Consider the following 14,466-nt stretch of genomic DNA (forward strand, 5'->3'; position numbering starts at 1 on the left):
CGTCAGGTCCGGGTAAGGGCACAGCGGTTCGCGGGAGGCCAGGACAGTGGACTTCACCTTCACCGAGGAACAACAGGCAGCCACCGAGGCAGCGCGGGCGGTCTTCTCGGGCGTTGCCCCCGATGCGGTGCCCAGCCCCGCTCTCGTCCCGGGAGCGGTCGCCGAGGACATCGACCGACCGCTGTGGGCCAAGCTCGCCGCCGGCGACCTGCTGAGCCTGACGCTGGCTCCGGAGCACGGCGGGGCGGGCCTCGACCTGGTCGCGCTCTGCCTGGTGCTGCGCGAGTCCGCGAAGGTCCTCGCCCGCGTCCCCCTGCTGGAGACGTGCGCGGTCGCGATGGCGGTCCAGCGATACGGCGGCCAGGAGCTGGCTGCCGAGTTGCTGCCCGGGGTCGGCCGGGGAGACCTGGTTCTCACCGTCGGCGCCAACGGCCGCACCGGCCACGATCCGGCCGAACTCGCCGTCACCGCACGGCCGGACGGAACCAGCGACAACAGCAGCAGCGCGGGCACATCCTGGGTACTGGACGGCGTCCAGTCGGCGGTGCCGTGGGCCCAGGCAGCGGACTGGATCGCGGTACCCGCCCACGCCGGGGACGGCCGCGCCGTGCTGGCCCTGATCCGCCGCGACGACGACGGTGTCACCATCGGGGACCAGGTCTCCACCAACGGTGAACTCTTCGGCGAGGTAGGGCTGGAGGCGGTCCGGGTCGAGTCCGGCCGGCTGATCGATGCCACCGATGCCTGGGAGTGGCTGCGCTCCGTGCTCACCACCGGAACGTGCGCACACGCGTTGGGCCTCGGCGAGGCCGTGCTGGCCATGACGAGCCGGTACACCGGCAAGCGCGAGCAGTTCGGCTTCCCTGTCGCGACCTTCCAGGCCGTCGCGGTACAGACCGCGGACCGCTACATCGACCTGCGGGCCATGGAGGTGACCCTCTGGCAGGCGGCCTGGCGGATCGCCGTCGGCGGGGCCGGTGCGCTCCCACCGGCAGGCGATGTCGCGGTGGCGAAGATCTGGGCGTCCGACGGGGTCCGCCGGGTCGTGCAGACGGCACAGCACCTGCACGGCGGCTTCGGCGCGGACACCGACTACCCCCTGCACCGCTTCCACGCCTGGGCCAAGCAGATCGAGCTCTCACTCGGCCCGGCAGCAGCACACGAGGAGGCCCTGGGCGACCTGCTGGCCGCGCACCCCCTCGGCTGACGCCATCACACAGCGACCTCGCTCGGGCCGGGCGCCCCATGCGGTCGGGCGACGAAGCCGGACGCCCGGCGACGCCAGACGCCGAAACCGCCCACCCCGTGCGGTCAGGTGATGCAACCGGACACCCGCAGGACCAGACGGCGAAACCGGGCGCCCGGGGAAGCCAGACGGCGAAACCGCACACCCCGCGAGGTCGGGCGACGCAACCGGACACCCGCAGGACCAGACGCCGGAACCGGGCGCCCGCGACGCCAGACGCCGAAACCGCGGGCGCCCGCGACCTCCGACGCCGAAACCAGGCGCCCGCGACGTCAGGCGACGAAGGCCGGTGCCCCGTTGTCGGTGACCATCGGGCGTCCCGCGCCCTCCCAGGCGAGCATGCCGCCGTCGATGTTCACGGCCTCGATGCCCTGCTGCACCAGGTACTGGGTGACCTGGGCGGAACGGCCGCCGACCCGGCACATCACGTGCACGCGCCGGCCGTCCTCCACCGCCTCGGTCAGCTCACCGAACCGGCCCACGAAGTCACTCATGGGAATGTGCAGGGCGCCGTCGACATGCCCGGCCGCCCATTCGTCGTCCTCCCGGACGTCCAGCACGAAGCCGTCCGCCGGCACCGCCGTGACCGCGACTGCGGGAAGCTGGGCGAAATTCATGGGTCATGCCTTCTCTCGTTCACATGCGCACCGAAGTCACCGGAAACGCTACTGCAGACCTGACAGCTCGGCCTCACGCTGCGAGACCTCGCCCAGCAGTTGCTCGGCGATCTCCTCCAGCAGGTGATCCGGATCCTCCGGAGCCATCCGGAGCATGGCGCCGATCGCGCTCTGCTCCAACTCCTGGGCGAGCACCGTCAGCAGTTCCTTGCGCTGCGTCAGCCAGTTCAGCCGGGCATACAGCTCGTCGGCCTCGCTGAGCTCCGCCGGGGGCACGACCGGTCCCGCCGCCCACTCCTGGGCCAGTTCCCTGAGCAGTGCCTCGTCCCCGCGCCCGTAGGCGGCGTTGACGCGCGTGATGAACTCGTCGCGCCTGGCCCGCTCCTTCTCGTCCTGGGCCAGGTCCGGATGGGCCTTGCGGGCCAGCTCGCGGTACAGCTTGCGCGCCTCGTCGGTCGGCCGGACCCGCTTCGGCGGCCGGACCGGCTGCTCGGTCAGCATGGCCGCGGCCTCGGGCGACAGACCTTCGGAGTCGATCCAGTCGTGGAACAGCTCGTCGACGCCCGGCATGGGCATCACGATCGCCCGTGCCTCCTGTGCCTTGCGCAGATCCTCCGGATCGCCCGACCGTGCGGCCCGGGCCTCCGCGATCAGCGCGTCGAGCTCGTCGAGCCGTGCGTACATCGGACCCAGCCGCTGGTGGTGCAGCCGGGAGAAGTTCTCGACCTCGACCCGGAACGTCTCCACCGCGATCTCGAACTCGATGAGAGCCTGCTCCGCCACCCGCACGGCATGCGCCAGCCGCGCCTCGGGACGCGCCTGCTCACCGGCCGCGCCGCCCGGAGCAGCGGCATCCGCACCGTCGGTCTCACCAGCACCAGCTCCGGCGCCCGCACCACCGTCAGCAGGCGCACCGGCGTGACGTCCGGAGCCCGGAACGCCCGTCTGCGCGTCCGATCGCGCGTCCGTTCCCGCTTCCGCTTGCGCATCGGCCGGGGGGCCGGGCCGCTCGTCCTGCGGGGCGTCGTCCTGCCGGGCATCGTCGTTCCGGGTGGTCGGCACCCCGGCGGCTTCGTGGGTCACCCGTCCAGCGTATGGCCACGGCCGGGGTGCCGAGGACGCGCGGTCGGCGCAGCGGGCCTCACACCCCCGATTCGGCGGCTATCCGCCCTGCTCCGATCGCCCGCACCAGGTCCGCGTGGTCCGCCTCGGTACGGTCCGCGTAAGTCACCGCGAACGCCGCCACCGCTTCGTCCAGCTCGTCGTTCTTCCCGCAGTACCCCGCGATCAGCCGCGGATCGGCACTGTGCGCGTGGGCCCGCGCCAGCAGCGCACCGGTCATCCGGCCGTAGTCGTCGACCTCATCGGCCGCCAGTGCCGCCGGGTCCACGCTGCCCTTCCGGTTCCTGAACTGCCGCACCTGGAAGGGCCGGCCCTCCACGGTCGCCCAGCCCAGCAGAATGTCACTGACGACCTGCATCCGCTTCTGCCCGAGCACCACGCGGCGTCCCTCGTGCACCACCTCGGGCACGTCGAAGCCCACGGCGGGCAGATGCGGCGCGAGTACCGACGGCCTGGCCTCCTTCACCTGAAGGACCAGGGGCTCGCCCCGGTGATCCAGCAGCAGCACCACGTACGACCGGGTGCCCACGCTTCCCGTGCCGACCACCCGGAACGCCACATCGTGGATCGCGTAGCGGGCGAGCAGCGGCACCCGGTCCTCCGAGACGGTGCCCAGATAGTCGCCCAGTCCCGCCGCCACGGCCGCCGCCTCCGCGTCCGGCACCCGGCGCAGCACCGGCGGTGCGTCGACGAACCGGCGGCCGCCGTCCCCGGAGTCCTCCGTCGACTTCGCGGCGAAGCGGGCGCTGGTGTTGTTGCGCGCCTTCTCCGACACCCGTTCCAGGGTGCCCAGCAGATCCTTCGCGTCCGTGTGCGAGACCAGTTCCTCGTCGGCGATGGCGTTCCACGCGTCGAGCGCGGGCAGCCGGGCGAGCAGCCGCATGGTCCGCCGGTAGGCGCCCACCGTGTCGTACGCGCCCCTGCGGCAGGTCGCCTCGTCCGCACCGGCCTCGCGGCCCGCGAGCACCAGTGAGGTGGCGAGACGCTTGAGGTCCCACTCCCAGGGACCGGCCACGGTCTCGTCGAAGTCGTTCAGATCGATGACCAGGCTGCCCCGGGCATCGCCGTACAGTCCGAAATTCGCCGCGTGCGCGTCACCGCAGAGCTGCGCGGCCACCCCGGTGACGGGTGTCCCCACCAGGTCGTGGGCCATCAGACCCGCAGAACCCCGCAGAAAGGCGAACGGCGTCGCGGCCATCCGTCCCACCCGTATCGGTGTGAGACCCGGCACCCGGCCCTGATTCGACTCCTCGACCGCCCGCACCGCGTCGGGCCGCCCCGCAGGCAGAACCAGCGAGGCGTGGGAGGAGCGGGGCACCCGCCGGCGCAGCGCCTTGCCGGCCTCTCGCGGCGACGGCGGTGCGGCGGGGTCCTCCGTGGCCGCACGGCGGGCGAACCCGGGCACGACGGGAATGCGTGGACCGTCGTTCGTGGCCCGCTGTACCGGCAGTGTCGCTTCGATCTCGCTCATGGCGCGCAGCCTCCCCCGACCGCACCCGGTCGCCGCCGTCGGCGTCCGGCGTCCCGGTCCCGCATCAACTGCCGCAGACGGTACCGCCGTCCGCCCGCGCCCCGCCCCCGGGCTCCGGCTCGGACCGGCCGCGGCATGCCGCAGCTGTCGTCATGCGCCCGCCGGGAACTGCACGACAGACCTCAGCAGCCGCCGAGGCCGTCCTTGAGATGGGTTTCGGCCCAGCTCCCCAGTTCCTTGAGAGCGGGCTCCATCGCGGCACCGGCCTGCGTCAGCCGGTACGACACCCGCAGCGGCGGTCCCTCGTCGACCTCGCGGACCACCAGCCCCGCCGCCCCCAGTTCGGTGAGCCGGTCGGAAAGCATCCGCTCGCTGATGCCCGGAATGGCCCGCCGCAGATCGGCAAAGTGCACCGGCTGTTGCATCAGCACGGAGACGATCGGCCCTGTCCAGCGCTTACCGAACAGCTCGAAGACGCGACTGATGCCCACGTCCACCCGCCTGCACGCCTGCTCGCTGTGATCCGCCATTCATCCAGAGTACTGCGTGGACGTGAGGGACTTACTATTCGTAAGCCCCTATGTTATTACTAGGTACGTACGAAATATTTGAACGCTTACCGACCCTCCCCTCACCGAACCATGGAGACCCTCATGGCCACCCTCCTGCACCTCGATTCCGCCGTCTTCCCCGAGGGCTCCGCCTCGCGCGAGGTCACCGCCACCTTCGTGCAGACCTGGCGCGAGCAGCACCCCGACGGAAAGGTCGTCTACCGCGACCTCGCGGCCGAGCCGCTGCCGCACCTGAACGCCGAGGCCGCCGCAGCTGGTGCCGCACACCCCCTGCGGGGCGAACTCGCCGCAGAGCTCGCCGCCGCGGACGCGGTCCTGATCGGCGCCCCCATGTACAACTTCACGATTCCGTCGACGCTCAAGGCATGGCTCGACCACGTGATCATCGTCGGCCACAACGCGGGCCCCGACAGCCCGGTGGCCGGCACCCCGATCACCGTCGTCGCCAGCCGCGGCGGCTCGTACGCCGCGGGCACTCCGCGCGAGAACGCCGAGTTCGTCCAGAACTATCTGGCGACGCTGCTGACGTCGATGTTCTCCGCCGAGGTCGACTTCATCGTCCCGGAGCTCACCCTGGCCCACAGCAATCCGCAGATGGCCGAGCTCATCCCGCTCGCCGACTCCTCCCGCGCCCAGGCGCTCACCGACGCCTCGGAGAAGGCCAAGGCCCTCGCGTCCCGCCTCGCCGCCTGAGAACGGGGCACGACGGCAGGAAGGGCCGGGGTCACCGACCCCGGCCCTTCCTGCATGCAGCACCGCCCCCGCCGATCCCGCTCTCCCCCGGGGACCGATTCGGACGTTTCACGTGAAACCAAACACGTGCCACCCCGCGCTCGGCCCAAGAACCGAAGAAGCCCCACAGGCCGATGGCCTGTGGGGCTTCTCTCTTGTGCGCGAGGGGGGATTTGAACCCCCACGTCCCTAAGGACACTGGCACCTGAAGCCAGCGCGTCTGCCGTTCCGCCACTCGCGCATGAGTGGTGTTTTCAGACTCTCGCTTGTTGCTGCGAGCGCCTGGCGACAACGGAAGATTAGCACGCTGGGCAGGGTGGATTCACATCCGTTTGTTTCGCCGAACGTCCGGAGGGAACCGGGAACCCGGAGCCGCCGCCCCCCACTCCTCCTGAGTGCACCCAAGGTGCGGGACACTGTCAGGAGGCCGCCTCTACGATCCGTGTGAGGGGGGACACTCCTCCACAGGGCAGACAAGGGGAACCAGCCGATTTCCCTACGCGTGGATACGATCAGTAAGCAGTACAGGGACGACGACACCGGAGGAGGTGCCCCATGGGAGTCATGAAGCGTTTCGAGCAGCGTCTCGAAGGTCTGGTCAACGGCACCTTCGCCAAGGTCTTCAAGTCCGAGGTCCAGCCGGTCGAGATCGCCGGTGCCCTCCAGCGGGAGTGCGACAACAACGCCACCATCTGGAACCGCGAGCGGACCGTCGTCCCCAACGACTTCATCGTCGAGCTCAGCGCCCCCGACTACGAGCGGCTCAGCCCGTACTCCGGCCAGCTGGGCGACGAGCTCTCCGGGCTTGTCAGGGACTACGCCAAGCAGCAGCGGTACACCTTCATGGGCCCGATCAAGGTCCATCTGGAGAAGGCGGAGGACCTCGACACCGGTCTCTACCGCGTGCGCAGCCGCACTCTGGCGTCGAGTTCGTCACAGCAGGGACAGCCCGGCCAGCAGGCTTTCCAGAACCACCCGGGCCCGCAGTCCGCACCGCCCGCCCACCCGGGCCACGGGCGCCCCCAGGCTCCCGGCGGCTACGGCTACCCGCCCGCCTCCGCACCGCCCATGCCCGCGGCCCCGCCGCCGGGCGCCAGGCACGGCGGAGCACCGGGCCCGGACCGGCGCCCACCGGCCACCCCCAGCCCTCTGCCGAACACGCAGGTGCGACGCTGGATCGAGATCAACGGCACCCGCCACCAGATCTCGCGCCCGACGCTGGTGATGGGCCGCAGCACCGACGCCGACGTGCGGATCGACGACCCCGGAGTTTCCCGCCGGCACTGTGAGATTCGGACCGGAACGCCCTCGACGATCCAGGATCTCGGGTCTACCAACGGCATCGTGGTAGACGGGCAGCACACAACCCGCGCTACGCTCCGCGACGGCTCGCGGATCGTCGTGGGCAGCACCACCATCGTTTACCGGCAAGCCGAAGGGTGAAGCGGGGGCAATGTCAGAGCTGACCCTTACGGTCATGCGGCTAGGATTCCTGGCTGTTCTGTGGCTGTTCGTGATCGTGGCCGTCCAGGTCATTCGAAGTGACCTGTTCGGAACGCGCGTCACGCAGCGCGGCTCACGCCGCACTGCGACCGACGCACGGCCTCCACAGGCACGCCAGACCGCTGCGGCACCGCCGCAGCAACGCCAGCAGCCCGGCCGCCAGCGCCGGGGCGCACCGACCAAACTGGTCGTGTCCGAAGGGACGCTGACCGGTACCACGGTGGCGCTCCAGGGGCAGACCATCACGCTGGGCCGGGCCCATGATTCAACGATCGTGCTGGACGACGACTACGCGTCCAGCAGGCATGCCAGGATCTACCCCGACCGTGACGGCCAGTGGATCGTCGAGGATCTCGGGTCCACCAACGGCACGTATCTGGACCGGACCCGTCTCACCACCCCGACGCCTGTTCCGCTGGGCGCGCCGATCCGGATCGGCAAGACCGTCATCGAGCTGCGGAAGTAGTACGACAATGAGCGAGCGGAGCGAGCGAGCCGCGGCGGCCCGGGCATCGGACCCGGCCAGGCTCCCGACCGGAGGGTGGGCAGTGTGGCTCGAGACCGGCTGTACCCCGAGCCGACGGGTGAGGTGCGCATGAGTCTGTCCCTGCGCTTCGCCGCCGGATCGCACAAGGGCATGATCCGGGAGGGCAACGAGGACTCCGGCTACGCCGGACCGCGTCTGCTCGCCATCGCCGACGGCATGGGCGGCCAGGCGGCCGGCGAGGTCGCCAGCTCCGAGGTGATCTCCACCCTCGTCCAGCTCGACGACGACGTCCCCGGCTCCGACATCCTCACGTCACTGGGTACGGCGGTCCAGCGGGCCAACGACCAGCTGCGCATGATGGTCGAGGAAGACCCCCAGCTGGAGGGCATGGGCACCACGCTCACCGCACTCCTGTGGACGGGTCAGCGCCTCGGCCTCGTCCACGTCGGCGACTCGCGCGCCTATCTGCTGCGGGACGGCGTCCTGACGCAGATCACGCAGGACCACACCTGGGTCCAGCGGCTGGTCGACGAGGGCCGGATCACCGAGGAAGAGGCCACCACCCACCCGCAGCGCTCCCTGCTGATGCGCGCGCTGGGCAGTGGTGACCACGTCGAACCCGATCTCTCCATCCGTGAGGTCCGGGCCGGCGACCGCTATCTGATCTGCTCCGACGGGCTCTCCGGCGTCGTCTCCCACCAGACGATGGAGGAGACGCTCGCCAGCTACCAGGGCCCGCAGGAAACCATCCAGGACCTCATCCAGCTCGCCCTGCGCGGCGGCGGTCCGGACAACATCACCTGCATCGTCGCCGACGTACTCGACGGAGACAGCAACGACACCCTGGCCGGGCAGCTCAACGACACCCCGGTCATCGTCGGAGCCGTCGCGGAGAACCAGGCCGCCCAGCTGAACGACGGCGGCGCCATGGAGACCCCCGCCGGACGCGCGGCCGGCCTCGGCCGCCCCGTCCCACCGCCGTCCGGCGGCTTCGGCCCTCCCGGCAGCGGTGACGACGTCGGCTACGACGGAATGCCGGACGGGTCCTTCGGCTCCTACTCCGACGACGACTTCGTGAAGCCCGGCGGCCGCAAGTGGCTCAAGCGGTCCCTGTACATCGTGCTCGCGCTGGCGGTCATCGGGGGCGGTGCGTACGGCGGCTACCGCTGGACCCAGACCCAGTACTTCGTCGGCGCGAAGAACGACAACGTCGCGCTGTACCAGGGCATCAGCCAGGACCTCGCATGGCTGTCGCTCTCCAAGGTCGAGACGGACCACCCCGAGATCGAACTCAAGTACCTGCCGCCCTACCAGCGCAAGCAGGTCGAGGCGACCATCGCCGAGGGCAGCCTGGCCGACGCCCGCAAGAAGATCACCGAGCTCGCCACCCAGGCGACCGCCTGCAAGAAGGACGCAGAGCGCCGCGCAGCTGAGAAGAACGCCCCCGTCGACGAGGGCCAGGCCGCCGGCACGGACAAGGACGCCACCAAGACGTCGACGACGTCCGACGCCAAGACCAAGCAGACTTCAGCGACTCCCACTCCCGGTCCCAGCCTCTCGGAGGAAGAGAAGAAGCTGGTCCCGCAGTGCGGTAAGCAGTAAAGCCGTAGGGGGCCTTCAGCACCATGAGCGTTGTCACCAACACGACCACGATCGGCGCGATCGACGCACCGAGCAGGCGCAACACCGAACTGATGATGATGGTCTTCGCCATCGCCATCTCGGTGTTCGCCTACGCCAACGTGGGCCTCGCGATGGACGGGAGCCTCCCGTCCGGCATGTTCGGTTACGGGGCGGGGCTCATCCTGCTCGGCGGCGTCGCCCACCTCGTGGTGCGCAAGTTCGCTCCGTACGCGGACCCGCTGCTGCTTCCGCTGGCCACCCTGATCAACGGCCTGGGCCTGGTGCTGATCTGGCGGCTGGACCAGTCGCCGCGACTGATCCAGCGTGCGGAGTACCTGTACGGGGCGTACAGCCCGGACGCCCCCAAGCAGCTCCTCTACTCGGCGATCGGCGTCGCTCTCTTCGCCGCGGTGCTGATCATCCTCAAGGACCACCGCATCCTCCAGCGCTACACCTACATCTCGATGGCCGCGGCGCTGGTCCTGCTGGTCATCCCGATGTTCTTCCCGGCGGTGAACGGCGCGAAGATCTGGATCAGCCTCGGCCCGTTCTCCATCCAGCCGGGTGAGTTCGCCAAGATCCTCATCGCGGTGTTCTTCTCCGGCTACCTCATGGTCAAGCGGGACGCGCTGGCCCTGGCCAGCCGCCGCTTCATGGGGATGTACCTGCCGCGCGGACGCGACCTCGGGCCGATCATCACCATCTGGGCCCTGTCGATCCTGATCCTCGTCTTCGAGACCGACCTCGGTACGTCCCTGCTGTTCTTCGGACTGTTCGTCGTCATGCTGTACGTCGCCACCGAGCGGACCAGCTGGATCGTCTTCGGTCTGCTGATGTCGGCGGCCGGTGCGGTAGGTGTGGCGTCCTTCGAGCCTCACGTGCAGCAGCGGGTGGACGCCTGGCTCGCCCCGTTCTCCAAGGCGACGATGGCGCAGAGCGATCAGATCGCCCAGTCCCTCATGTCCTTCGGTTCCGGCGGCACGCTCGGCACCGGACTGGGCCAGGGCCACTCGGACCTGATCATGTTCGCCGCCAACGCCGACTTCATCCTCTCCACCGTCGGCGAGGAACTGGGACTGGCCGGAATGATGGCCGTCCTGCTGATCTACGGCCTGATCGTCGAGCGCGGCGTCCGTACGGCTCTCGCCGCGCGTGACCCCTTCGGCAAACTCCTGGCGATCGGCCTCTCCAGCGCCTTCGCGATCCAGGTCTTCGTGGTCGCTGGCGGTGTCATGGGCCTCATCCCGCTGAGCGGTATGACGATGCCGTTCCTCGCGTACGGTGGATCGTCCGTCCTGGCCAACTGGGCGCTGATCGCCATCCTCATCCGGATCAGCGACACCGCCCGCCGCCCCGCCCCGGCGCCCGCCCCGTCCTCCGACGCCGAGATGACCCAGGTGGTCCGACCGTGAACAAGCCCCTGCGCCGGATCGCGATCTTCTGCGGCGTCCTCATCTTCGCCCTGCTCGCACGGACGAACTACCTCCAGTACGTGAAGGCCGACGAGCTCAACACCCGCGACGAGAACCGCCGCGTCCGTATCGAGCGGTACGCACACGAGCGCGGCAACATCATCGTCGACGGCGGCGCCGAGATCACCGGGTCCACCGAGACCAAGGACAGCGACTTCAAGTACAAGCGGGTCTGGAAGAACGGGCCCATGTGGGCGCCCGTCACCGGCTACTCCTCGCAGGCCTTCGGCGCCACGCAGCTCGAGTACATCGAGGACGGCATCCTCACCGGCAACGACGACCAGCTCTTCTTCGACAACACGATGTCGATGTTCACCGGCGACGAGAAGCAGGGTGGCAACGTCGTCACCACGCTCAACAGCGCCGCCCAGAAGGCCGCCTTCGAGGGCCTCGGGAACAAGAAGGGCGCCGTCGCCGCCCTCGACCCGAAGACCGGTGCCATCCTGGCGCTCGCCAGCACCCCGTCGTACGACCCCTCGACCTTCGCGGGCAACTCCGACAAGGACTCCAAGGCCTGGCAGAAGCTCCAGAAGGACAAGGACAAGCCGATGCTCAACCGGGCATTGCGCGAGACCTACCCGCCCGGCTCGACCTTCAAGGTCGTCACGGCGGCCGCCGCTCTGGAGAACGGGCTCTACACCGACATCGACGCGGCCACGAAGTCGCCGCTGCCCTGGCGGCTTCCGCTGACCACCGGGCAGCCCCTGGCCAACGAGGGCAACATCCCGTGCGAGAACGCCTCGCTCCGGGAGGCGCTGCGGATGTCCTGCAACACCGTCTTCGGCAAGATCAGCGATGACCTGGGCAACCAGAAGATGATCGACCAGGCCGACAAGTTCGGCTTCAACAAGGAGATCTTCACTCCGGTCCGCTCCGCCGCGAGCATCTACCCCAAGGACAACCGTCCGCAGAACGCCATGGCCGGCATCGGCCAGGCGTCCAACCGGACCACCCCGCTCCAGATGGCCATGGTGGCCTCGGCGGTCGCCAACGACGGCAAGCTGATGCAGCCGTACATGGTCGCCAAGCGGCAGTCGCCCAGCCTGGACGACATCTACACCCACGAGCCGGAGCAGCTCAGCCAGCCCATCTCGGGCGAGAACGCCCAGAAGCTCCAGCAGATGATGGAGACCGTCGTCAACTCCGGCACGGGCACGAACGCCAAGATCGCCGGCGCCACCGTCGGCGGCAAGACGGGTACCGCCCAGCACGGCCTCAACAACAGCGAGAAGCCGTACGCCTGGTTCATCTCGTACGCCAAGACCGATGACGGCTCCCCCGTCGCCGTGGCCGTGGTCGTCGAGGACGGCGAGGCCAACCGTGACGACATCTCCGGTGGCGGCCTGGCCGCCCCCATCGCGAAGGCGGTCATGAAGGCGGTCATCGACAGCAAGAAGTGAGACCGCTCACACCTGGCCCCAAATCAGCGCCCGCGGATACCGGTCGGATATCAGGTATTGCCTGCGGGCCGATCAGCTGATGCGCGGCCGGTAGCGTATGCGCGAACAGCACACCGCCGGACCGCACACCGGTGCGGTCAGGACTGACGGAGAGGGCTGGAACAGTTATGGAAGAGCCGCGTCGCCTCGGCGGCCGGTACGAGCTGGGCTCGGTGCTCGGCCGTGGTGGCATGGCCGAGGTCTACCTCGCTCACGACACCCGGCTCGGCCGCACCGTAGCTGTGAAGACGCTCCGGGCGGATCTCGCCCGCGACCCGTCCTTCCAGGCCCGGTTCCGCCGTGAGGCCCAGTCCGCCGCCTCGCTCAACCACCCGGCGATCGTCGCGGTCTACGACACCGGTGAGGACTACGTCGACGGGGTCTCGATCCCGTACATCGTCATGGAGTACGTCGACGGGTCGACGCTCAGGGAACTGCTCCACTCCGGCCGCAGACTGCTGCCCGAGCGCACCCTCGAGATGACCGTCGGGATCCTCCAGGCGCTGGAGTACTCGCACCGCGCCCAGATCGTTCACCGTGACATCAAGCCGGCGAACGTCATGCTGACGCGCACCGGCCAGGTCAAGGTCATGGACTTCGGCATCGCCCGCGCCATGGGCGACTCCGGCATGACGATGACCCAGACCGCGGCCGTCATCGGCACCGCCCAGTACCTCTCCCCGGAGCAGGCCAAGGGCGAGCAGGTGGACGCGCGCTCCGACCTGTACTCCACCGGCTGCCTGCTCTACGAGCTGCTGGCCGTCAGGCCGCCGTTCGTCGGTGACTCACCCGTCGCGGTGGCCTACCAGCACGTACGGGAAGAGCCCCAGCCGCCCAGCAACTTCGACCCCGAGATCACGCCCGAGATGGACGCGATCGTGCTGAAGGCCCTCACCAAGGACCCCGACTACCGCTACCAGTCGGCCGACGAGATGCGCGCCGATATCGAGGCCTGCCTCGACGGTCAGCCGGTCGCGGCGACCGCGGCGATGGGCGCGGCCGGGTACGGCGGCTACGGCGGTTACGACAACGACCAGCCGACCACCGCTCTGCGGGCCGCGGACCACAACGGCCCACAGACGTCGATGCTGCCGCCGGTCAACCCGGACGACGGCGGCTACGGCTACGACGACCGCCCCGACCGCCGCCGGCAGAAGAAGGGCAACACCTCGACGATCCTGCTGGTCGTCGCGGGCATCCTGGTGCTGATCGGCGCGATCCTCATCGGAAAGTCCGTCTTCGGCGGCGACGGTGACAGCGGCGACGGCACGTTCAGCGCGCCGAACATGGTCGGTTCGACGGTCCAGGAAGCAAAGCTGCTCGCGGACAACACCAACACCATCCTCAAGCAGGGCCCGAAGGAGGAGTGCGAGCAGCAGCCCGCGGGCAAGATCTGCCGCCAGACTCCCGAGAAGGGCGCGCAGATCGAGGAGAACGACACCATCACGGTCTTCGTCTCCAGCGGTGCGCCGAAGGTCAAGGTGCCGGACGTCACGGAGAAGTCCGAGGAGAACGCCCGCAAGCTCCTTGAGGAAGAGGGCTTCACGGTCACGGTCAACTCGGTCGAGACCTCCGACGCCGACCCGGGCACGGTCATGGACCAGACGCCCAAGGGCAACGCCAAGGCCGAGAAGAACTCCGAGGTGAAGCTCTCGGTCGCCACGGAGAAGCTGATCACGATGCCTCCGGTGACCGGCCGTACGTGGGACGAGGCGTTGGCCCAGCTCACCCCGCTCGGCTTCACCAACATCGGCAAGTCCGAGGTCGACAACGACAAGCCCGCGGGCGAGGTCGTCGAGCAGAACCCGGCGGCCAACGAGAAGGTGGGCAAGAACACCTCGATCATCCTCAAGGTGTCCAAGGGCCCGACGCAGCCCGCGACGGTGCCCGTGCCGGACGTCAGGATGAAGCCGGTGTCCCAGGCCAAGCAGGAACTCGCCGCGGCCGGCTTCACCAACGTCCAGTTCGCGGAAGGCAGCTCGGGTGACGACAACGCCATCGTGACCGGCAGCGACCCGCAGCCGAACACACAGGCCGACCCGGCCGCCACCACCATCACGCTCACCACCATGGGCGGGAACGGCGGCAACGGGAACGGCCTCCTGGGCGGGGGCGGCCACTAGGACGCCTCACGGCACGAGACAGGGCCCCGGTCACCTCAACGGTGACCGGGGCCCTGTCT

The 14,466-nt window shown here is 69.5% G+C and carries 12 protein-coding genes and 1 tRNA gene; 8 read left to right on the forward strand and 5 right to left on the reverse strand.

Going from position 1 to position 14,466, the window contains the following annotated elements:
- Positions 1–46 precede the first annotated feature (46 nt).
- Positions 47–1,207, forward strand: coding sequence for an acyl-CoA dehydrogenase family protein (locus tag ACIQMX_RS19615; protein ID WP_402479693.1), 1,161 nt, complete (start codon positions 47–49; stop codon positions 1,205–1,207).
- Positions 1,208–1,518: 311 nt separating this feature from the next.
- Here the strand turns inward: ACIQMX_RS19615 and ACIQMX_RS19620 are convergent, their stop codons facing one another.
- The 4 genes from ACIQMX_RS19620 to ACIQMX_RS19635 all read right to left on the reverse strand — a co-directional run bounded on the left by ACIQMX_RS19620 (position 1,519) and on the right by ACIQMX_RS19635 (position 4,986).
- Positions 1,519–1,863, reverse strand: coding sequence for a rhodanese-like domain-containing protein (locus tag ACIQMX_RS19620; RefSeq protein WP_363068436.1), 345 nt, complete (start codon positions 1,861–1,863; stop codon positions 1,519–1,521).
- A gap of 48 nt (positions 1,864–1,911) precedes the next feature.
- Positions 1,912–2,946 (reverse strand): J domain-containing protein, encoded by a 1,035-nt coding sequence (locus ACIQMX_RS19625; protein WP_363068434.1) that lies wholly within the window; start codon positions 2,944–2,946, stop codon positions 1,912–1,914.
- 58 nt (positions 2,947–3,004) lie between these two features.
- Positions 3,005–4,456, reverse strand: coding sequence for a DUF2252 domain-containing protein (locus ACIQMX_RS19630; RefSeq protein WP_402479696.1), 1,452 nt, complete (start codon positions 4,454–4,456; stop codon positions 3,005–3,007).
- A 182-nt stretch (positions 4,457–4,638) separates the two neighbouring features.
- Positions 4,639–4,986, reverse strand: coding sequence for a helix-turn-helix domain-containing protein (locus ACIQMX_RS19635; RefSeq protein ID WP_363068430.1), 348 nt, complete (start codon positions 4,984–4,986; stop codon positions 4,639–4,641).
- Positions 4,987–5,109: 123 nt separating this feature from the next.
- Between ACIQMX_RS19635 and ACIQMX_RS19640 the strand changes: the two genes are divergently transcribed.
- Positions 5,110–5,721: an NAD(P)H-dependent oxidoreductase gene (locus ACIQMX_RS19640; RefSeq protein WP_363068428.1), complete on the forward strand. Its 612-nt coding sequence runs from the start codon at positions 5,110–5,112 to the stop codon at positions 5,719–5,721.
- A gap of 197 nt (positions 5,722–5,918) precedes the next feature.
- On the opposite strand, the gene ACIQMX_RS19645 is transcribed toward ACIQMX_RS19640, so the two are convergent.
- Positions 5,919–6,001, reverse strand: a tRNA-Leu gene (locus tag ACIQMX_RS19645).
- 314 nt (positions 6,002–6,315) lie between these two features.
- On the opposite strand from ACIQMX_RS19645, the gene ACIQMX_RS19650 reads away from it, so the two are divergent.
- The 6 genes from ACIQMX_RS19650 to pknB all read left to right on the forward strand — a co-directional run bounded on the left by ACIQMX_RS19650 (position 6,316) and on the right by pknB (position 14,407).
- Positions 6,316–7,203, forward strand: a complete 888-nt coding sequence (locus ACIQMX_RS19650; protein ID WP_363068426.1) for a DUF3662 and FHA domain-containing protein — start codon at positions 6,316–6,318, stop codon at positions 7,201–7,203.
- A gap of 10 nt (positions 7,204–7,213) precedes the next feature.
- Positions 7,214–7,729 carry an FHA domain-containing protein gene (locus ACIQMX_RS19655; RefSeq protein ID WP_148019768.1) on the forward strand — a complete coding sequence of 172 codons (516 nt, stop codon included), beginning with the start codon at positions 7,214–7,216 and terminating at the stop codon, positions 7,727–7,729.
- Between the two features lie 129 nt (positions 7,730–7,858).
- Positions 7,859–9,352 (forward strand): Stp1/IreP family PP2C-type Ser/Thr phosphatase, encoded by a 1,494-nt coding sequence (locus tag ACIQMX_RS19660; protein WP_363068424.1) that lies wholly within the window; start codon positions 7,859–7,861, stop codon positions 9,350–9,352.
- Between the two features lie 23 nt (positions 9,353–9,375).
- Entirely contained in the window at positions 9,376–10,785 is a 1,410-nt protein-coding gene (locus ACIQMX_RS19665) for an FtsW/RodA/SpoVE family cell cycle protein (RefSeq protein ID WP_363068422.1), read from the forward strand.
- Positions 10,782–12,245: a peptidoglycan D,D-transpeptidase FtsI family protein gene (locus ACIQMX_RS19670; RefSeq protein WP_402479703.1), complete on the forward strand. Its 1,464-nt coding sequence runs from the start codon at positions 10,782–10,784 to the stop codon at positions 12,243–12,245. The genes ACIQMX_RS19665 and ACIQMX_RS19670 overlap by 4 nt, the downstream gene beginning before the upstream one ends.
- A 167-nt stretch (positions 12,246–12,412) precedes the next feature.
- On the forward strand, positions 12,413–14,407 hold the full coding sequence (gene pknB, locus ACIQMX_RS19675; protein ID WP_363068418.1) for a Stk1 family PASTA domain-containing Ser/Thr kinase: 1,995 nt from the start codon (positions 12,413–12,415) through the stop codon (positions 14,405–14,407).
- Positions 14,408–14,466 lie beyond the last annotated feature (59 nt).

The sequence above is a fragment of the Streptomyces sp. NPDC091416 genome, from assembly GCF_044756845.1.
In the GTDB taxonomy this organism is placed as follows: Bacteria; Actinomycetota; Actinomycetes; order Streptomycetales; family Streptomycetaceae; genus Streptomyces.